The organism is Chitinophaga sp. Ak27, assembly GCF_012726295.1.
Taxonomy (GTDB): domain Bacteria; phylum Bacteroidota; class Bacteroidia; order Chitinophagales; family Chitinophagaceae; genus Chitinophaga.
This window is the reverse complement of the sequence record NZ_JABAOB010000009.1, coordinates 206,543-229,228: the sequence shown is the minus strand read 5'-3', so window position 1 is coordinate 229,228 and position 22,686 is coordinate 206,543. Positions and strand designations below refer to the sequence as shown.

At 50.1% G+C, this 22,686-nt stretch carries 2 protein-coding genes; both read right to left on the bottom strand.

The features are described 5' to 3' along the window. Positions 1-10: 10 nt before the first annotated feature. The gene (locus tag HGH90_RS26130) at positions 11-1,678 is read right to left on the bottom strand and encodes a cyclic peptide export ABC transporter (RefSeq protein WP_168762697.1); all 1,668 of its coding nucleotides are present in this window, start codon (positions 1,676-1,678) and stop codon (positions 11-13) included. Between the two features lie 91 nt (positions 1,679-1,769). Continuing rightward, positions 1,770-22,664, bottom strand: coding sequence for a non-ribosomal peptide synthase/polyketide synthase (locus HGH90_RS26125; RefSeq protein ID WP_169192231.1), 20,895 nt, complete (start codon positions 22,662-22,664; stop codon positions 1,770-1,772). Positions 22,665-22,686: the final 22 nt, after the last annotated feature.

Sequence of the window (22,686 nt, the reverse complement as noted above, 5' to 3'; positions counted from 1 at the left end):
CAAGGTTTCCTTATAAAGCGTAATGCAGATCGCTTGCTGCATTGATAGACGTATCGCTGACAATATTGCCGTAGTCGAATTTTATCAATCGCTCCCCGCAATGAAAGTAGGTATCGTCGTGTGTTACCACGATAACGGTTTTACCCATTTGCTTCAGCTCAGGAACAATCTTTTTATAGAAATAGGCCCTGAATACCGGGTCCTGCTCAGCGGCCCACTCATCCAGTACAATCACATCTTTATCTTCCAGCATAATATAGATGAGGGCTAACCGTTTCTGTTGCCCTTTCGACAGATCTGCTTTAATTGACTTCTTTTCGTTATCAAATGTGACGATGTTTTCCAGCTCCATCTTGCGGAGCCAGAACATCAACCGTTCATTGTCCGGCGCCAGGTCAAGGCCATCGTAGTTTTCATTAAAAAGGATGCTGTCAGTAAAGATGGCCGCAATGCGGTTGCGATAGCCCGGATAGGTACTTTCATTGATCACCCGCCCGTTGAAGGCGATGGTGCCGCTATGTGGCATGTACAATCCTGTCAGCAGGTTCACGAAAGTACTTTTACCACTGCCATTTCCCCCGGTGATGAAAATACTTTCTCCTTTTTTAATATCCAGGGTGAGCGGTTTTAACCGGAAAGTTTCCGCCCTTCTTTCGTCGTAGTACTCAAACGTCACGTCTTTAAAACGTATACTCTCGAACTTACCACTGGTGGCCGCCAGGTCGCCATGCCCGATAGCGATGGCCTGGGATGCATTGATCTTGTCATGAAATTGCTCCAGCCTGTCTACCGCGATCTGCATCTGGGTAAATTCGCTAATGCGTGCCACTACAATGCCTACAGGTCCCATGAGGTACAATAGCGTTACTACAAATTGGTTATTCACTACGTTTGTCATATGCAGGATAACGGGCAACAGGAAGATGATAATGCCGATCAGCAGGTACCATAGATAGTTACCCATGAGCTCATTTCCCATAAACTTGATCAATGTTTTTATGGTCAGTTCCTTTACCCGGTGGCGATTTTGGGAGATATACCTGATAAAAATATTATCGCTCCGGGTGATGCTCATTTTCACATCTTTAAATCCCCGCAGGAAATCATTGACATTTTGCTGGTAAACGTTTGCCAGGTCGCGTACCGTATTCAGGTCCCTGCTGATAGACAGATTACGGATGTAGTACACTACTGCCAGTGTAGAAAGCACGCCCAGGATCACTAATGCGCCGAAGAAATTGGTGTAAAACAAATAGCCCAGTCCTATCGTTACCATTACCAAGGCATTAAACGTTTCTATAAAAACATTGGGAAAACGTTGCAGGGTAGTTACATCGGCAGTGGCCGTACGTACTTTTTCTTCTCCCAGTTTAATATATTCTTCATAATCCGCAAACCGCAGTTTTTCAAACACGGATAGTCCCAGATCATTTCCCAGTTCATAGGTGAGCCGGATGGTATAGGATTGAAAAGCCCTGGCAGTGAAAAAAGATACCAGGATCAGTACAACATATATCTGCCAGTCGTATCCCTGTACAAATGGCAGCGACGTGCCTGCAATCCTGTTGTTGATCAGCAACAGCAGTCCCATTGACCATATGCTGTTGATAAGGCCGAGCAATAACAAAAGAATATAAAACAACTTCGATTTTTTCTGAAGCAAGCTTATTAATCTCATACAATCCCGGGTTCTAAAAATGAATTAAATAATAAAATAATAAAAGGGGAATGCTGCCCGCGCCAGGGCGCGGAGCAGCTTCTTCCGCCTACTATGCTGATAATTGTTCGCTAAGGTATTTGGCCAGGGCCGCAGCATTTTCCTGTTTTAACATGGAAAAGTGATCGCCCGGGGCGGTAAATACCTTTACTGTTTTTGCATGGGTATCCCATCCGAGACTGTCTGGCAGCTTCTTCCATTCGGCGCCGGCAGCTTTCACAATGTGCAGGGCCGCATTGGTTTGTCCCTCTACCTGGTAGCTGTTCAGCACTTCTATGTTACTCACTTTGATATCCGTTAACCGCATAATAAAGTCAACATGCACCAGCTTATCTCCCTTAATCTTCTCTTTCAGGTAGTTAGAAATAAACGGTACTACTGCCTTCATCTCCAATGGCTGTACCAGCTGTTTTAACTCCGCAATCCATGCAGGTAGCGCGGTGGTGATGATATTATTTTCTTCCAGCACTTCCACTACCGACTCAAAGAAGATATCCTGATAGCTACGTGTACCACCATTGAGCACATCAATATGTCCCGGGTGGGCATCTGCATCCAGTATGGCGGCGAAGGCAACGGTTTCTCCTGCGGCCTCCAGCTGCCGGATCATTTCATACAGCACATATCCGCCAAAGGAATGGGCAATGAAACGGTACGGACCATGCGGTTGTAGTGCTTTTATCCAGCGGATATTTTGTGCGGCGATAGCGGCAACGGTGTAGAGCGGCCGCTCTCCTTCAAATACGCCGGGCATTTGTATCCCATATACCATGGCGGCAGCGGTAAGTCCTTTGGCCAGTTCGTCATAGCCATCGCTCAGGCCATCCTGGCCGGGTACAATAAATACCGTGGTACGGCTATTGCTTTTATTTAACGGTATGAGATGGTTCTCTCCGGCAGCTAACGTTGTTTCTTCACTGGCATCCGGTGCATCCAGCGTGGCGGCGAGTCCGGCAATTGTAGGTGCATCGAAAACATTGTTCAGCGCTATTTCTTTGCCCAGTTTCCTGCGGATGGCGGCGATCAGACGGATCGACAAGAGCGAATGGCCACCGAGTGCAAAGAAATCGTCGTGAATTCCTACCTGGTCTACCTCCAGCAATTGCTGCCAGATCTCCGACAGTACCGCTTCTGTTTCATTACGGGGCGCTGCATAGGCATTTTGAGACAATGTGCCTGCATCTGGATCGGGCAACGCCTTCCGGTCTACTTTGCCATTAGGCGTTACCGGTATCTTATCAATTTTCACATACACCGATGGTACCATATAATCCGGGAGCTTGCCTTCCAGCTGTGCGCTGATGGCCTGCCGGTCGAAGGCGCCATCCGGTAAGATGTAGGCTACCAGCGACTTATTATCAGTGGTACCTTTTGCCACTACTACTGCCTGGCTAACGCCTTCCAGCTGTTCCAGCGCGTTTTCAATTTCGCCCAGCTCTATCCGGTAGCCGCGTATTTTCACCTGGTCGTCTATTCTTCCCTGGAATTCGATATTGCCATCGGGTAGCCAGCGTCCAAGGTCTCCGGTACGGTACAGGCGCGCTTCCGGTTTCCCGGAGAAATGGTCGGGGATGAATTTCTCTGCTGTCAGCTCCCGGCGATACAGGTAGCCGCGGGCCACGCCTTCGCCGCCAACGCAGATTTCGCCGGTTACCCCTGCCGGGCACAGTTCCATGTGGGGGTCCAGGATGTATACCTGCACATTCGCAATAGGGTTGCCGATCACAATCTTGTCGCCGTGTAGCGGGTCGTCGGTGAGACTGGTACAAACGGTATTTTCCGTAGGGCCGTAAGCGTTAATCAGGCGGATACCTTTTGACTGGAAGTATTTCGCATCTTCCCGGTTCAGCGGTTCCCCGGCAGACACAATGATTTTGATGGTGCCCAGCTCTTCGCGGATAGTGTGCTGGTAAGAGGGTGGCAATACTACCAGGTCTACCTGCTGCTTCCGTACCAGGTCGCCGAACTTGTCGGCAGCCAGCAGGTCTTCTTTCCGGGGGAGTACCAGGCTACCGCCACTTAACAGGGTATTGAAAATTTCGTAACAGGATGCATCAAAGCCGAAAGCTGCAAACTGCAATGTTCTCATACCAGGTATTAATCTCAGGGATGCTGCCTGGCTCAATGCCAGGTTTACTACACTTTTGTGTTCAATCATTACGCCCTTGGGGTTGCCTGTACTGCCGGATGTATAGATAACGTATGCGAGGTGGTGCGGCTCAGGTGCGAGCGCCGGCGCATGGGTAGGCTGCTTGCCAATCAGGCCCCGTTCTGCATCTATCCTCGTAATATTAATGTGTTCAGGAATATCCAGTTCCGCTACCAGCGCATGACTGCTGATCAGCATCGTAGCGCGGCTGTCTTCCAGCAGGTAGGCAATCCTTGCCGCCGGGTAAGACGGATCAATAGGAAGATAGGCGCCTCCTGCTTTCAGGATACCTAATATAGCTATGATCATTTCCGGGGAACGTTCCAGGCAAATGGGAACCAGCGTTTCCTGTTGTACTCCTCTGCTCACCAGGTAATGGGCCAGCTGATTGGCGCGGATGTCCAGCTCCTGGTAGGTAAGCATCTTTTCTTCAAATAACAACGCAATGCTTTCCGGCGCCGCTGCTACCCTTTCTTTGAACAGGTCGGTGATGGATTTACCTGCGGCATTATATGGCACCGGTGTGGCATTAAAGTCGATCGCAATATGCGCCTGTTCCTGTTTATCCAGCAAAATAATGTCGCTGATTTTAGCTGCCGGATGGCTCACCATAAATTCCAGTACCTGCTGGAAATGGCCACGCAGTGCGGTCACGTACGCGCGGTCCAATAACGCGGTGTTGTACTTAAACCGAACGGCTACTGATTCACCGACTACGGCCGCAATCCCCAAAGGATAGTTGGCATGATCGCGCATCTCAATATTATCCATTTGCAGCTGCCACTGGTGGGTATTCAGCAGATCGCTTACCGGGTAATTTTCAAATACCAGGAAGTTGTCAAACAGGTCGCCCGGTATTTCCACCCAGCGCTGGATATCATTGAGCGAAGTATATTGATGCTCCCGGCTCAGCACCTGTTGCTGTTGTATTTGCTGTAACCAGGCCCCAATACTCTGTTCCCGGTCGATGGCGGTATGAAAAGGCAAGGTATTGATGTACATACCTACCCTTTTTTCTACGCCGGATAAATCATCAGGGCGACCGGAAACCGTTACGCCGTAAGTAACCTGCTGCTGATTGGTATAGCGGTATAACAGGTACGCCCATACGGCCTGTATCACGGTATTGACGGTGATCCGGTGTTGTTGTGCATATGACAACAATTGCTTCGCTCCTGCTCCTGCAAGTTGCATTTCCTGTACTTCGTAAACACCCGCACCCTTGGTACGTTCTGCGGTAGCGCTGATAAATGGTAACAGCGTGCCGCTATCTGCCGAGGCGAGGTACTCTTTCCAGTACAACATCTCTTCTTCCTCATCCCGGCGCTCCAGGTAACGGATATAATCTTCAAATTTCTCTTCTTCCTGCGCTGCAGGCTTCTTACCGGCTATCAACCCATCGTATGTTTGCAGCAATTCTTCGATGGCTACAGAGCCGGACCAGCCATCCAGCAAAAGATGGTGGAACGTCCATACCATGCGATAGCGCTCATCGGTTAACCGTATGAATGCAATGCGCATCAGCGGAGGCGTATTGAAATCAAATCCTTTCACCAGGTCGGCGGTTTCGTAAGCCGTCCATGCTGCTTCCCGGGCGGGTGCACTCATTTGCCGGTAATCCAGCTCATCGAACGGTATGGCCACCTGCTCATGCACGCACTGTACCGGAATCCGGAATACATTGGCGAAGAAACTGCTGCGCAATACGCTATGATGTTGCAGCAAATGTTGCCAGCTTTCCTTTAATACCGGGATATCGGGCGCATCGAGTGTACAGCAGAGCTGTTGGATATAAACGCCATTGTTGCCATTATACAATCCATGGAACAGCATACCTTCCTGCAAGCTGCTCAGCCGGTACAAGCCGGTGATCTGATTTCTCCGGGTGCCTCCACCTGCAAGCGGCGCATCCAGGAACTGGTCCAGCTCCGCATTGGTAACGATGCTTCCCAAACCGTAGTCCGATGGTGTAAACACGGGCTGTAGGTTTGCCTGCGATACCGCATGGGTGATCAGTTGTTGTAACCGGTCCCGGTAATCTTCCGCCAGCGCCTGTATGGTATTTCCGTTATAATGATGGATGCTGAAACTCCAGTATAATACCAGCTCACCATTTTCTATTCCGCCGTTGACAGACATTTTATGGCGAATGCTGACATCTGAGGTAGTACCTGTACCCGCAGCTTCCGGCGCCGTGCTAAACCATTTACTGTTTCTCCTGGCGGCATCTACCTGCCCCAGGTAGTTGAAGGTAATATCCCATGGATCTTTGCCCTGCAGCGCTGCCTCGTCATTGATATATTTTAATACGCCATAGCCGATCCCTTTATCGGGTAGCTGTCTCAGTTGCTCTTTAATTTCCTTTAATAGAGCGCCTGGCGCTGTATTGCTGTTGTTATTCAGCCATACGGGATAGAGACTGGTAAACCAACCAATGGTATTACTGATATCGATATTCGCGGCAATGTCTTCACGGCCATGCCCTTCCAGGCCCACCACAACCCCGGCCCCATTCCAGGCATAAAGCGCGGCCGACAATGCAGCGAGCAACACGTCATTGATTTCTGTATGATAGGCTTTCGGCACTTCCTGCAATAAGAGCTGGGTGAAGGTGGCATCCAGGTGTATGGTATGCGTGTCCATATCATTGCCGGTCAGCTTGCCGGCGTAAAGTTTATCCACTTTCAGCGGCTGGTATTGCTGTACGATATGCTGCCAGTACTCACGCTGTTGCAGCAGCCGGTTACTCCGGCCATACGCCACCAACGCCTGTTGCCATTCCCGGTAAGAACTGGTTTTATGCACCGGCGTTAGCGGTATATCTCCGGATAGTTGATCCAGCATAAGTTCCAGGTCGTCCTGCACAATCTGCCATGATACGCCGTCTACCGCCAGGTGATGAACGATGATGAGCAGGCGGTTGGCCGTTTCATAAGCAGGAGTTAAAAACAGCACCGCGCGGAGCAGTATGCCTGCTTCCGGCTGCAAACTTGCCTGGTACTGATCACAGTAAGTAGCCAGTGCAGCAGCATAATCTGCCTGGTTAATATCGCGCAGATCCACTACTTCGAGGTTACCGGCATAGTTGCCATAGTGCTGTTGCCAGCTATTACCATCACGGGTATACGCAAATCTAAGGCTATCATGACGGAACATTAGCTGTTGTACCGCTGTGGTTAATATGCCTGCGTTGATTTTTTTATCAATGCCGATGAATAACTGTTGAATAAAATGCTTAGCAATGGTTTCTTCTTCCAGGTACCACTGCTGGATAGGCGTTAATCCACTGTTGCCGGTGAGTATCCCCTGTTCGCTCCCGATGACTTTTTCTTTCCGGGTGGCCAGCGATGCTGCCAGCCCTGCGATGGTCTGGTGCACAAACAGGTCTTTAGGCTTCAGGTCATATCCAAAGCGTTTGGCCCGGCCTACTACCTGGATCGTGATAATGGAATCGCCACCCAGTTCAAAGAAGTTGTCGTTTCTGTCGATCTGTTGAATGCCCAGCAATTCCTGCCAAATACCGGCCAGCGTTTGTTCCACTTCGCCATTTAAGATAGCGCGGGTGCTGGATGTTGCCGCATAAGGCTCCGGTAATGCGGACTTATCTATCTTTCCGTTGGCGGTGACTGGCATTTTCTCCAGCGGCACCAGCGTAGCTGGCACCATATATGGCGGCAATTTATCTTTCAACGACGACAGGATCTGCTCTTTTTCGAAAGCGCCTTGCGGTACTACGTAAGCGACTAAACGTTTATGTCCGTTATCATCCGCCTTTACGAGCACTACTGCCTGGGTGACGAATCCCGTTTGCAGCAGGGCATTTTCAATTTCTCCGGGCTCAATACGGTAGCCACGGATTTTCACCTGATCATCTATTCGTCCTAGGTATTCGATGCTGCCATCCGGCAGCCAGCGACCCAGATCGCCGGTGCGGTACAGGCGGGCGCCTGGCTGGTTGCTGAAATGATCCGGTATGAATTTCTCTGCCGTGAGGGTTGGGCGATACAGATAACCACGCGCAACCCCGGCGCCGCCGGCGCAAATTTCGCCCGCTACGCCTACCGGGCATAGTTCGTTTTGCTGGTCCAGGATATATACCTGCACGTTCGCCAACGGCTTGCCAATCACCACGGTATCGCCCTGCATTGGGCTATCCGTCATAGTGGTGATAACACTGTTTTCCGTAGGGCCGTAAGCGTTAAATACGCGGATGCCTTTTGACTGGAAGTATTTGGTATCTTCCCGGTTCAGCGCCTCGCCGCCGGAAATAATTGTTTTGATGGTCCCCAGTTCCTCCCGGATCGTATGTTGATAAGAAGGCGGCAGCAACAGCAATTCCACCTGGTGTTGCCGTACCATTTCTCCAAACTTATCTGCCGACAACAGGTCTTCTTTATGCGGAATCACCAGGCAACCGCCACTGAGCAGGGTACTGAAGATTTCGAAGCAGGAAGCATCGAAACCGAAAGCGGAGAATTGCAGTACCCGTATGCCAGGCGTTAATGGCAACACGGCTTCCATGTTCAGGGCCAGGTTTACCAATCCTTTATGCTCGATCATTACTCCCTTCGGATGGCCGGTACTGCCGGAAGTATAGATCACATAAGCTAAATCATCCGGTGCGGGCGTAGTGCTGAGACTTATGCCAGGCTGTTGGGTAATCCCCTGCCAGACGTCATTTATTTTAATGAGATGAATATGAGGGGGTATATCCAGCGCGACAGCCACCTCCTGGCTGCTGATCATCATCGTAGCGCGACTGTCTTCCAACAGGTAGCTGATACGTGCAGCCGGGTAAGAAGGATCGATCGGAAGATAACCTCCTCCTGCCTTGAGCACCGCTAATATGGCCACTATCATATCTAACGAACGTTCCAGGCAAACGGGCACCAGCGTTTCTTTCTGCACGCCTTTGCTGATAAGGTATAGTGCCAGCTGATCTGAACGTTGATCCAGTTGCCCGTAGGTGAGTTCCTGCGCGTCAAATACCAGGGCGATTTGATGAGGCGCCAGGGCTACCCGTTCCTTAAACAGGTCTATAGCAGATTTACCCACGGTTGGTTGTGGCAATGCTGCGGTATTAAACGCAACGGCTATACGTTCGCGTTCTTCTTCCGTGAGCAGTACGAGGTCTCCGGTCTTTGCCACGGGATGCTGCACGATATACTCCAGCACCTGTAAGAAATGTTCACTGATCTGCCTGATATAGTCAGGCGACAACAAGGTGGTATTATGCTGTAACAGGATCGTAATTTCCTGTCCCACCCCTATGGTGATGCTCAGTGGATAGTTCGTATGTTCCTCCACATGCAGCTGCTCTATCTGTAATTTCCATGGATAAGCCAATGTGGCTTCATCAACCGGGTAGTTCTCATATACCATGAGGGTATCGAACAGGTCGCCGTTAATACCGGTATAGCGCTGGCTGTCACGCAACGGCGTATATTGGTACTTACGGCTCTGCACCTGGGCCGCCTGTATGTCGCGTAACCAGTCGGTAACAGACTGTTCGGGTGTTATAGCAATGTGTACCGGCAGGGTATTGATATACATTCCCACTTTTCTTTCTATACCCGGCATATCGTCCGGGCGACCAGATACGATAGCGCCGTAGGCTATGTGCTTATTGCCGGTATACCGGTATAACAGGTACGCCCACACGCCCTGCATCAGGGTATTGACAGTTAGTCGTTGTTGCTGTGCATAGGCGGTAATGAGGCGTGTTTTGGCCGCATCCAATACCACCGGTGTCGTTTTATAGCGTCCCTGGGCTTTTGTGCGGTCTGCGCTGCTGATAAACGGAAGCAGCGTGCTGTTGCTGATACCGGCCAGGTATCCGCGCCAATAATCGCCTTCTTCCTCTTTATCCCTGCGGTCCAGGTATCGGATGTATTCTTCATAATGATCGGTGGCGATTACCTCCGGTTGCTTTCCGGATGCCAGGGCTTCGTAGGTACGCAGCAACTCCTCCAGCAACACCGGCATTGACCAGCCATCTACCAGGAGGTGATGATAGGTCCATACCATGCGCCAGGTATCGTCGGTCAACTGCAGGAGGCTCATCTTCATTAATGGCGGCGCCATAAAATCAATGCCTTGTTGCAGTACTTGCGATTCATGCTCGATCCAGGCGGCTTCCTGGGCGGCTGCATCGAGGTAACGATAGTCCAGTAGTGTTACCGGCAATTGTACGTTACGGTACACACATTGCACCGGTACATGGAAGGCGTCATGATAAAACGCGCTGCGCAGAATGGTGTGTTGCTGCAACAGGTGCTGCCAGCTTTGTATAAACGCGTTGATATCGGTTTGATGCAACAGGTAGGTAAACTGTTCTGTATAGGCATCTACCGTGTTATCGTACAAACCATGGAACAACATACCTTCCTGTAGTCCGCTCAGCCGGTACATAGCGGTAATCTCCTGGCGGCGGGTGGTATCACCGGGCATCGGCGTATCCAGGAACTGGTCCAGTTCCGTATTGCTCACTACACCGCCAAGCCCATAGTCGGATGGTGTCAGCAGCGGCTGTTTAGCTGCCTGCCCTACGCTATGCAGGATAATCGTTTCCAGTTCATCGATATACTTTTGCGCCAGTGTTATGATGGTACTGTCGTTGTAATGTTTGTTGCTATAACTCCAGTCCAATACCAATTCGCCGCCGGTGACCATACCGTTTACGGCTATTTTACGGCGCACAGTGTAGTCATCGCCGGCTTCTGCGCCGGCGGGTTCGTCGGTAACGGCAAACCACTTGCCTCCACTCGTTACGGTATCAAACTGCCCGAGATAGTTGAAAGTGATATCCCATGGATCGTTGCCCTGCAATGCTGCCAGCCTGTTGATATATTTCAGTACGCCGAAGCCAATTCCTTTGTCGGGGATCCCGCGGAGCTGTTCTTTCAGGTTACGCAATAATGTGCCGCTGTCTCCCACCCTATTTCCTGGTAACAGTACCGGGTACAGGCTGGTAAACCAACCTACCGTGTTGCCTACATCGGTTCCTTTATCGATATCTTCCCGGCCATGGCCTTCCAATCCAATCACCACATCGCCACCTACCCAGCTATTGAGGGCGAGTGCCAGGGCATTCAGTAATACATCGTTTATTTCTGTACGATAGGCAGCCGGTACTTCCTGCAATAATTTTTGTGTAAAGAAGGGACCCAGTTTCACCTGGTAATGCGCCATATCTTTTACCCGCAACACTCCTTCGTAGGTATTATCTACCGGCAAAGGCCTGTGCTGCTGTATGATGTCAGACCAATAGTCTGCCTGCTTCAACAAGCGATTTGTTTGCCCATATTTCACCAGTGCCTCATGCCATTGCCTGTAAGAACTGCTTTTATTACCCAGCGATACCGGCTCATTACGATACAGGCCATCTATTAAACGTTCCAGGTCTTCCAGTAAAATACGCCATGATACGCCATCTACTACCAGGTGATGAATGGCCAGCAGCAAGCGGTTGTGGGTATCGCCGGCAGGCGTTAAGAACAATACGGCACTGACACAATTACCTTTTGTGACATCAATGCTGCGTTGGTAACTATTACCATAAGTTTCCAGCATGGCGGGTAACTCGTCCAGCGATTCCGTTTGCAGGTTTACTACATTCAGCATCCCCTCGGAAGTACTGTACACCTGTTCCCATCCGCCGGAACCGTAAGTATATTTGAAACGCAGGCTATCGTGGTACTGCACCAGCTGCATAATGGCGGCAGACAAGGTAGAAGAAGGAATACGCTTGTCGATGGTCAGTAACATGCTCTGGTTGAAATGAGAGGGCGTAGTCCCTTCTTTTTCAAAATACCATTGCTGCACCGGCAACAAGCCACAGCTGCCGCTTTGTATTTCCTGGTCGGCTAGCAGCGACGTGGCGGCATTCTTACGGGCCGACATTACCGCGTATAACATGGCAATAGTTTGGTAGTCGAATAAATCGCCTACCTGTAATTCGTAACCGCTTCTTCTCACCCGGCTCACTACCTGTATAGTGATAATAGAATCGCCACCCAACGCAAAGAAGTTATCATTGATCCCTACCCTTTCCACACCCAGCACTGCTTCCCATATATCTGCCAGGGTACGTTCCAGCTCATTGCGGGGCGCTACATAATTATCTGTTTGCAGGGTTTGTACATCCGGATCTGGCAAGGATTTTTTGTCGATCTTACCGTTTGCCAGCAGTGGGAAATAATCCAGTACCATCAACAGCGAAGGCACCATATAATCTGGTAGCTGCGCGGTCAGCTGTTCCAGTATTTCATCTTTGTCAACATCTTCCTCCGCTACCACATAGGCTACCAGTCGTTTATTACCAAGATGATCATTTTTAACAACTACTACCGCCTGTTTTACAGTAGCGCAATTGTTCAGCGCTCGTTCTATTTCTCCCAGCTCAATACGGTAACCACGTATTTTTACCTGGTCATCCACACGGCCCATGAAGAGTATATTACCATCGGGGAGATATTTTACCATATCGCCGGTGCTGTATAACCGGCCATTGCTAAAAGGATCTGCGATGAACTTAGTAGCTGTCAGTGCTTCATTGTTCAGGTATCCCCGGGCTACCCCTTCACCACCGATATACAGCGCTCCGGGAACACCTACCGGGCATAGCTGTAGTTCATTGCTGAGTACATAGACCTGCGTAGCGGAGAAGGGCTTACCTACCGGAATGCTCTCGCCATAAGCGGCGTTGCTGTCAACGACATGCAGTAATTTACCAATTGTGGTTTCTGTAGGCCCATAGTGATTCACTACGGTACAAGCTGTTCCCGTTGCGTAAATCGAAGCTGTTACAGATGCTTCCAACGTTTCTCCCCCAAAGATTAACAACTTTTCGGGCAACAGTAATCTATCTGGTAAACATAATGCCTTCCAGTGCGACGGCACTATTTTGATACAGTCAACCGGGTGCTTGTCGAGGTAGTTATATAAAATAGTGGTATCCTGTACCATCTCTTTGGAGAAGATATGTAATGCCCCACCATTGGCCAGCGCGCCAAAGATCACGGTATTGCCCAAATCAGTGGCCATGCTGGACATGAGTCCAAAGGAGCCGCATTCTTTTACAGGCAAGGTGTTGGTGAGACCGGCAATATAGTCCGCCAGGTTACTGTGCGTGACTACTACCCCTTTCGGCTGACCGGTACTACCGGAGGTATAAATCACATATACGGGGTGATCGGCCCGGGTAAGTCCGGGGAGATTTTCTTTGCCATTGACTTTAATATCGTTCCAGTCATCGTCCAGTAGTATAATGTCTGCTGGATCTGCCTGTAGCCGGTCGGCATACTTACTGAGCGTAATGATATTGGAGGCATCAGTATCTTCCAGCATAAACCGGATGCGATCTTCCGGAAAATCCGGTTCTACGGGTACATAGGCGGCTCCCGCTTTCAGGATGCCCAGGATGCTGACCATCATATTGAGCGAGCGTTCCATACAAACCGGCACCAGGGTGCCTGCTTTTACGCGTCTGCTTCTTAAGTAATGGGCCAGGCAATTAGCGCGTTCATTCAGCTCGCGATAGGTCAGCGTATCCTCCTCAAATACCACGGCTGTAGCCTCCGGTGAACGGTTGGTCTGCGCTTCAAACAAGTCTACAAAAGTGATTTGTTGAGTATATTCCCGTTCGTAGGTACCTTTTACGGACAGTAATTGTTGTTCTTCTGCACCAGTTAGCATGGGTAATACTGCAATATGCTGTGCCGGCGATGCTACTACGGCATACAGCAGTTGTTGGAAATGCCCGATCATACGCGCCACGGTAGCTTCTTTAAACAGGTCCGCGCAATACACCACTGTTCCATTTAGCCCGTCTTCATCTTCGTCCATGCTGAATACCAGGTCAAATTTGGCAGATGTATGTTCTACCGTTTCTTCTGATAAAACAATGTCTCCGAATTGAAGATCCGGCTGGTTGACGTTATTCTGCAAACCGAAAACGACCTGGAACACAGGCCGGTGGCTTCTGTCGTTGTCCACTACCACCTGGTCTACTATTTTTTCAAAAGGTACTTCCTGGTGTTCAAAGGCCTGCAGCGTAGTTTGTTTTACCTGTTGCAGCAGTGCACGGAAAGAAGGGTTACCGCGCAAATCCACCCGTAACGCCAGCATATTAATGAAGAAGCCGATGAGGCCTTCTATTTCCTGTTGTGTTCTACCCGCTATGGGGCTGCCTACACAGATATCTTCCTGCCCGCTGTAACGATACAGCATTACGTTGAAGGCGGTGAACAATGTCATGAACATGCTCACGCCTTCCTGCCGGCTCAACTGATGCAGCTGTGCAGTTAGCTCAGCGGGCAGCTGGAAGCTGATCGCTCCTCCCCTGGTACTTCTCACCGGTGGTCTTGGATAATCTAATGGCAGGTTTAATGGCGTGATGCCTGCCAGGTTTTCCTTCCAGTAAGCCAGCTGTTTATCCAGTACATCGCCGGTGATATAAGTTCTTTGCCAGATGGCATAATCGGCATATTGTAGCTCCATTTTGTCCAGCAGTACTTCCTGGCCAGTAGAGGCGGCCATATAAAAAGCGACCAGCTCTTTTACCAGGATGCCGGTGGACCAGGCATCGGAGGCAATGTGGTGCGTAGTGATGACCAGGATATGGTCATCAGCTCCCAGCACTACGAGGTCAGCACGCAGCATGTGGTCTATTGACAGATCAAACGGTGCATCTATGATTGATTTTATAAAAGTTTGCAATGCCGTAGGATCTCCTTTATAGGCGGGCAGGTCGGTGATGTTTAATGTCCATTTATTTTCATCCAGGATGTATTGGTAGCCGCGGCCATCATTTTGCCGGATCACTGTCCTTAATATTTCATGGCGGTTGACCACACTACGCAGGGCGGTGGCCAGCGCATCGACATTAAGTACCCCGCGAAGCCGCAGTACTGCGGGCACGTGGTACTGTACACTTCCTTCCAGCTGATCAATAAACCATAGACGTTCCTGGCTGAAAGACAAAGGAATGCGTGCGGGCCTTTTGCCGGCTTTCACGGCAGGCAGGAATGTTTGCGTGGCTTGTCCTGCTAAAAAGGCTGCCAGCTCATGAATGTGCGGATACAGGAATATAGACCTAACCGTTAGTTCCACGGCAATTTTCTTTCGAAGCACCGCTACCATGCGCATCGACAACAACGAGTGTCCTCCCAGTTCAAAGAAATTATCGTATATGCCTACCCGTGGCAGCTGCAGCAATTCCTGCCAAACATCTGCCAGCAACTGTTCCATTTCATTGCGTGGGGCTACATATTCATGTGTAGCCGGCGTACCTGCGTGTATATCTGGTAATGCCTTCCTGTCTACTTTTCCGTTGGATGTCAAAGGCATCTTATCTAACGTAATAAACAAGGCCGGTATCATATAATCCGGTAACCGCTGCTTCAACACCCCTATCACCTGTTCGCGATCGAAGCGCGCTTCGGAAACAATATAAGCCGCAAGTATCTTACTGCCGGTGCTGTCATTGGCAGCTACTACCACTACCTGTTTTACCAGGCCGCTCTGCAGCAGTACATTTTCAATTTCGCCCAGTTCAATACGGTAACCACGGATTTTCACCTGCTGATCTATACGTCCCAGGTATTCAATATTGCCGTCGGCCAGCCAGCGGGCCTGGTCGCCGGTTTTATACAAGCGGTTATAATCGGCGTCGTTGCTGAATGGGTTAGGCAGGAAACGTTCTTGGGTTAATGCTTCCCGGTTCAGGTATCCCCGGGCCAAACCGGCGCCGGATACATACAACTCTCCCGGTACGCCTACCGGCGATAAGTGCCTGTTAGCGTCGAGGATGTAGAGCCCCAGTGTAGGGATAGCTTTACCTATAATGCTGCTGCTACTTTGCAGGTGTGCCGTTCCAATCTCCTGGTAAGTTACATGCACGGTGGTTTCCGTAATACCATACATGTTCACCATTTTGCAAGACGGATACAATTCTTTCCACGGCTTTATCATCACCGGGTTCAATGCCTCCCCTCCAAATATCACGTACCTGACAGGCACCGTTGGTGCATTGGCCACCAGGTACTCTTGCAATACGTAGAAGGCGGCAGGGGTTTGGTTGAGCACCGTTACGCCTTCCGACAGCAACAGCTGCCCGAATAACGCCGCATCTCTGGCCACCTGTTTTGACACAATTACCAGGCGGCCACCGTAGAATAAGGCGCCATACATTTCCCATACGGAAAAGTCGAAGCACATGGAATGGAACATTGTCCATACATCATTGCTGTCGAAATCATATAGCGGCGTATCGGTTTCAAACAACCGCACTACGTTATAATGCTCCAGTAACACGCCTTTCGGCTGGCCGGTAGAACCGGAGGTATAGATCACATACGCCAGGTGGTGCGGATGAACGAAGCTTTCGGGATTATCCTGCGGAAATTCTTCCAGGATATGCTGATCACCGTCCAGCGACACTACGGCAACGGACGCTTCCACCTCGAGTAAATGGGCACTTTCACTATTAGTCACGATATACTGCGCGCCAGTATCCGTTAGCATAAACCGGATCCTTTCCTGCGGATATTCCGGATCGATGGGAACATAAGCACCACCAGCCTTCAGAATGCCCAGCATGGCGATGACCATGTGTTCGCTGCGCTCCAGGAATACCGGTACCAGTGTATCTTCCCGAACACCCAGTTCTCTTAGATAATGGGCCAGCTGGTTGGCCCGGCTATTCAGCTCGTGATAAGTAAGCTGGGTTGACTCAAACACTACCGCCACCGCATCTGGCGTGAGTAATACCTGCCGGTCGAAAAGGTCGATAATCGTTTTATTCCTTGGGTAGTCTGTTACCTGGCTGTTGAATGCGGCCTGCAGCTGCGCTTCTTCCGCCGGGGTAGTAATACGCAGGGTATTGATCTGTGCAGCCGGTGCACTTACAATGGAGCGGAGTAACTGCTCAAAATGCTTCATCATTTGTTTAATCCTGTCGGCGCTAAACAAATCAGTGCAATATTCGGCGTACCCTCGGATACCATCTTGTTGTTCTTCCAAAGAGAGGGTGATGTCGCACAACGTTGTTTTATGTGGCACCTCTTCATAAGCCAGGTGCAGATCTCCCAATAACAATTCCGGTACGGGCGGGGTATTCTGCAATACAAACATGGCCTGGAACAGCGGGCTACGGCTCATATCCCGGTCTTTCGCCAGCTGTTCTACTATCTTTTCAAAAGGCACCTGTTGGTGTTCATATGCATCGAGTGTTGTATTTTTCACTTGTTGCAGCAGCACGCTGAATGAAGGATTATCGCTGAGATCTGTTCTTAATGTCACGGTATTCAGGAAGAAGCCGATCAGTCCTTCTGTTTCCTGCTGTGTTCTGCCGGATACCGGGGAGCCCACGCAAATATCATCCTGGCCGCTATACCGTTGCAGCAACACCTGGAAGGCGGTTAACAATGTCATAAACAGGGTAACGCCTTGTTCCTTCGACAACAGGTGGAGCTGCTGGGTTAATTCCTGGTCGATATGGAACCAGCTAATGGCGCCATTAAATTGTTGCACGGCGGGCCGTGGATAGTCTGTGGGCAGGTCTAAGGGAAGTACGTTGCGCAGTTGCCGGTTCCAGTAGGCCATTTTCTCCTCCAGGATGGCTCCGTCAAAACTATTGCGCTGCCATAGGGCATAGTCAGCATATTGAATTTCCGGTTTTTCCAGTATCGGCGCCCGTTTTTCTGCGTAAGCCCGGTATAGTTCCACCAGTTCTTTTACCAGGATGGATATAGACCAACCATCGCAGGCAATATGGTGGATGGTGAGCAAGAGCAAATGCTCATTAGCCGACAACGGCAGCAGATGCGCTCTCAGCATATGATGGCGGCACAGGTCAAAAGGCATATCTGCCAGGGTGCTTAATAATTGTTTTAAGCTGGCTTCATCTGCCAGCTCCGGAGTTGCGGGTACGATAGTGAGCTGCCACTGGTCCTTATCCATTACGTGCTGCCAGGCGACGCCATCTTTTGGTGTGATGACGGTGCGTAATACTTCATGTCCGTTCACTACATTGCGGAGTGCATATTCCAGGCCGGCTACGTCGAGGTTGCCATGCAACCGCAGTATTACCGGCATATGGTAAGGCACGGTGCCCTGCAGCTGATCGATAAACCACAACCGTTCCTGGCTGAAAGACAGGGGGATATTGGCAGGTCGCGGACCGGCGATCAGCGGCGGCAAAGACGAACCTTTTTCCTGTTGCTCCAGGTAGGCTGCCAGCAACGCAATGGTGGGATAGATGAAGAAGTCTTTTACCGTCAACTCCACATCCAGTTCTTTACGAACCGCGGACACCACGCGTGTAGCAAGTAATGAGTGACCACCTAATTCAAAGAAGTTATCCTGTATACCCACACGATCCACTCCCAGCAGGTGCTGCCAGATATCGGCGAGCCGCTGTTCTGTTTCATTGGTGGGGGCCACGTAGTTAATGAGCCTCTTCCGTTGTATGTCTTCCCATGCCGCCAGGAACTTACGGTCTACCTTGCCGTTACCCGTTAGCGGCAACTGTTGCAGGGCTACAAAATCTGCCGGCACCATGTAATCCGGCAGGCGGTCCAGCAGTTGCTGTTTGATACCTTTCTGTAATGATTCGCAGATATCGGTAAACAGTGGAATATTTGTTTTCACCAGGTCCGTAAAACTGATGCTGTTGCTATAGGATTGTTCCACAAAACCATCAAAGCGATCCCGTTCTATCAGCAGGTTTACTTTCAGCGGGTCTTCATCCAGCAGGAAGCGGTAGCTATAACCAGCCGCTGTTGCTTCCGCCAGTATCTCATTAACGGTATGTGTTACTTCGTCCGGCGCGCTGATATAGGCCGATAAGTCGCCTACATTGCCGAACAGGTTATTTTTCAGCGCATGATCCAGCATACGCTCTCTCCATACCCGATGTCCTGGTACATCCTGTAGGGCGATCACCGGAATACGGTTTGTTAACTGGTCAATGATGTGGCTTTTATCGGCGATACTGTCCCATGGCTGCCAGTCCGGTTGCAATACGGGCTTTTCAATGCCCACATGCATGATTACCGTATAACGGTAAAGGCTCAACTCATTGATATAATCACCTTGCTTCCATACAATTTCCACGTGGGTGATTTCCGGGAAGCGTGTTTGCAGCTGATAAAAATAGGCGGGAGAAAAACACAATTCTTCTTCCCTTAACACCTCTTGTTCTACACTCCATTCCAGCTCGCGGATGCTGGTTTTATCATGCAGTTTATCCAGTTGCAGGCGGCGTTTAAAAGCAGGCAGCAAACGCAGATCGCGGACGTCGCCTACCACAATGCGGCCCTGACCGCGCAGCAGGGAAATGGCTTTAGCCAGTACATCGGTCATATAAGCGGCGCCTGGAAAATACTGAACAATAGAGTTGAGTATCACCAGGTCAATCTCTTCTTTCTCTTCCAGGATAATTTCATGTGCCGCACATAATTTCATTTCTGTATCTGGGTAACGGCGTTCACCTTTGTTGATGCGGCGCAGGATTTGTTCTACCGACACGCGGGAGAAGTCGGTCCCGATATAACGGTCTATATGATCGGCAATCGGGTAATAAATCAACCCCGTGCCCGATCCTATTTCCAGCACTCTTTTGGGTTGCAGTGCTATGATGAGGCGGGTAACATCATCTACCCATTGCTGCATATTTTCAGCAGGAATAGGCCCGCCGGTGAAGCTATCGTTCCAGCCGGTAATATTGAACTCTTCATCGAGGTCTTCTATCTCGTCAGTTTTACTATAGGCGGTGTCGTATAAGGCTCTCCAGCTGGCGATCTGGGACTGTGACAGCTCATACTCTTTTTGCTGCACGGCTTCCTGTTCGGGGATATAATAGCTTACCAGCCTTTTTTCACCGGTAGATTGCTGTTTTACCACTACGCAGCTGTCGCCTACTTCCGGGAGATTGTTTAGTGCCCGTTCTATTTCTGCGGGTTCAATACGGTAACCACGGATTTTCACTTGGTCGTCGATCCTTCCTGCGTAGGCAATGGTGCCATCCGGCAGCCAGCGTGCTTTATCGCCGGTGCGGTACCAACGGCCGGGTGCATTTTCCAGCGTTACATATTTTTCTGCTGTTAAATCCGGTCTGTTTACATAACCCAATGAAACGCCATCGCCACCTACATAAAGTTCCCCACTCACTCCTATCGGCACCAGCTGTTTATTTTCATCCAGTATGCGGATGCTGGTATTGGCCATAGGCGATCCAATGGGAACGGATAATTTTCCACTTACATCATTTACTTCGTAACAGGTAGCGGCCACGGTTATTTCGGTAGGGCCGTACATATTGACGAGTTTCCCTGGTCCCAGCACTGCCAGGGCTTTTTCCAGGTGCGGCAGGGACGCTTTTTCCCCGCCGAACAGAATTTTCCGCATGGATTTCAGACCGGAAACCTGGTTATCGATAAAGTTGTGGAATAAGGCCGTAGGGAAAAGCGCGATGGTGATTTTCTCGGCAGCGATGATCCTGGATAACTCAAACACATCTATGGCCGCGTCGTCATCCACCATACATAAGCAGGCGCCGTTGAGCAGTGCGCTGTAAATGTCGAACGTAGTACCATCAAATGCGTAGTTGGAGCATTGGAGCAGCCGGTCGGCAGGCAGCACCGCAGTGGCGCCGCGGTCGAGGGCCAGGTTGATAATATTTTTATTAGTGATGGCAATCCCTTTGGGTGTACCGGTGGTACCGGAAGTATACATCACATTGATACAGGCATCGCTGCCGGTTCGTATGCCCGGCGGTGTTACAGCGCTTTTACGCGCGGCGCTGATGTCCAGGCCGGGCGTAAACTGATCCATCCCCGAGGTGTTAAACAGCTCCCTGCTGGTATATAGCAATGTGGTGATGCCGGCATCTTCCATCATACCGTGCAGGCGATCTGCCGGGTAGGCCGTATGAAAAGGTGCGTAGGCATTGCCGCTTTTAAGGATACCTAAGATGCCGACGATCATTTCTATGCCGCGTCGCGACAACAACGCAATCGTATTACCCGGCCGAATCCCTTGCTCCGCCAGGTAGTTGGCTACCTGGTTGGCCTGTTCGTCCAGCTCCATATAGGTAAGTTGCCGTTTGCCGAACGTAACTGCCGGCGCTTCCGGTGAACGGGCTACCTGTCCCTCAAAAATAGACACCACACTTTCAGACGAAGGATAGAGCGTAGCTGTATCATTGAATGATACCAGCAATTGATTTACTTCGGCTTCGCTGAGCATATGCAGCATGCCAATGGGCTGCGCCGGGTTATCTACGGCCGATTGCAGCAGTACCTGGAAATGCTGTACCATCCGCTGAATGGTGGCTTCGCTGAAAATATCTACATAGTATTCCACTTCCACGTCGATACCATCGGGGCCTTGCTCCATGGACCAGGAAAGATCAAACAGGCTGGTAGTGCGCATAATCTTTTCGTCCTGCATCACCACTTCTCCCATCTTTAACTCTTTGGTAGGCGGCACATTCTGTAATACAAAAACTACCTGGAATAAAGGATTTTTACTGATATCCCGCTCTCCCATCACCGCTTCCACCACTTTTTCAAAAGGTACCTCCTGGTGTTCGTATGCATCGAGCAAAGTATTTTTCACCTGTTGCAACAACGTGGTAAATGCCGGGTTGCCGCCCAAGTCGGTACGTAATACCAGTGTATTTACAAAAAAACCGATCAGGCGTTCCATTTCTGTTCGCATCCTGCCTGCTACCACGCCGCCAATGCTGATATCTTCCTGCCCGCTATAGCGATATAGTAACACCTTGAAAGCGGCCAGCAGTGTCATGTACAGCGTAGCGCCATTCTCCTGCGATAATTCCTGCAACCGCTCTGTCAACTGCTGATTGATATGAAAAGATACCAAAGCGCCCCGGGTACTCTTTACCGCTGGACGTTCATAGTCGGTAGGGAGATTTAACAAAGAAGCCCCGTCCAGCTGCTTCTTCCAATACGAAAGCTGTTTATCCAGCATATTACCAGCCAGGTATTTACGTTGCCATACGGCGTAGTCGGCGAACTGGATATCCAAGGGGTCCAGCACCGGTTCACGATGTGTGGCTGCGGCGGTGTATGCTTCGTTTAACTCATTTACCAGGATGGCGGTAGACCAGCCATCGGAGGCAATATGATGCATCACCAGCACCAGCAGGTATTCTGCTGGTGCCAATCTTACGAGGTGAGCACGCAGCATATGATCCTGGAACAGGTCAAATGGTCTTTGCACCAACTCATCGATAAATGTTTGCAGGGCTGCAGGATCTTCATAGCCGGATGTGCCGTCAATGACATCCAGCTCCCATTTGTCTTTTTCCAACACATGCTGCCAGGCCTGCCCGTCTTCGAGCTGTATCACCGTACGCAGTACTTCATGGCGATTCACTACGGTGCGCAAGGCAAAGTTCAGCGCGCCTATATCCAGTTTCCCCTTCAATCTCAATGCGGCGGGTATATGATATTGTACGCTGCCTTCCAGCTGGTGAATAAACCATAAACGGTCCTGGCTGAATGACAACGGTACCCGTCCGTAATCATTGCCCCGGGCCTCCTGTATGCTGCCTGAGAAATGTTTGTCCGGTGTGCCGGAGGTATGTTTCTTAAAATATGCTATCAGTGAATGCTTATTATCCCTTAATCTATCGAGGAAATAGGCATCAATCTCTTTATCTTCATCCGTTTCCACCAATAAGTTATCGTTATCACAGGATATTTTTATTCCGCTATCATTGGCCTCTTTTAACAGATCAATTATTTCGTTCAGATTAAAATCTAACATCTTGAATAGTTTAAAAAATAGG

Excerpts from the sequence above, each read along its gene's own strand:
- HGH90_RS26130 (WP_168762697.1), bottom strand. The coding sequence starts at position 1,678 with ATGAGATTAATAAGCTTGCTTCAGAAAAAATCGAAGTTGTTTTATATT.
- HGH90_RS26125 (WP_169192231.1), bottom strand. The coding sequence starts at position 22,664 with ATGTTAGATTTTAATCTGAACGAAATAATTGATCTGTTAAAAGAGGCC.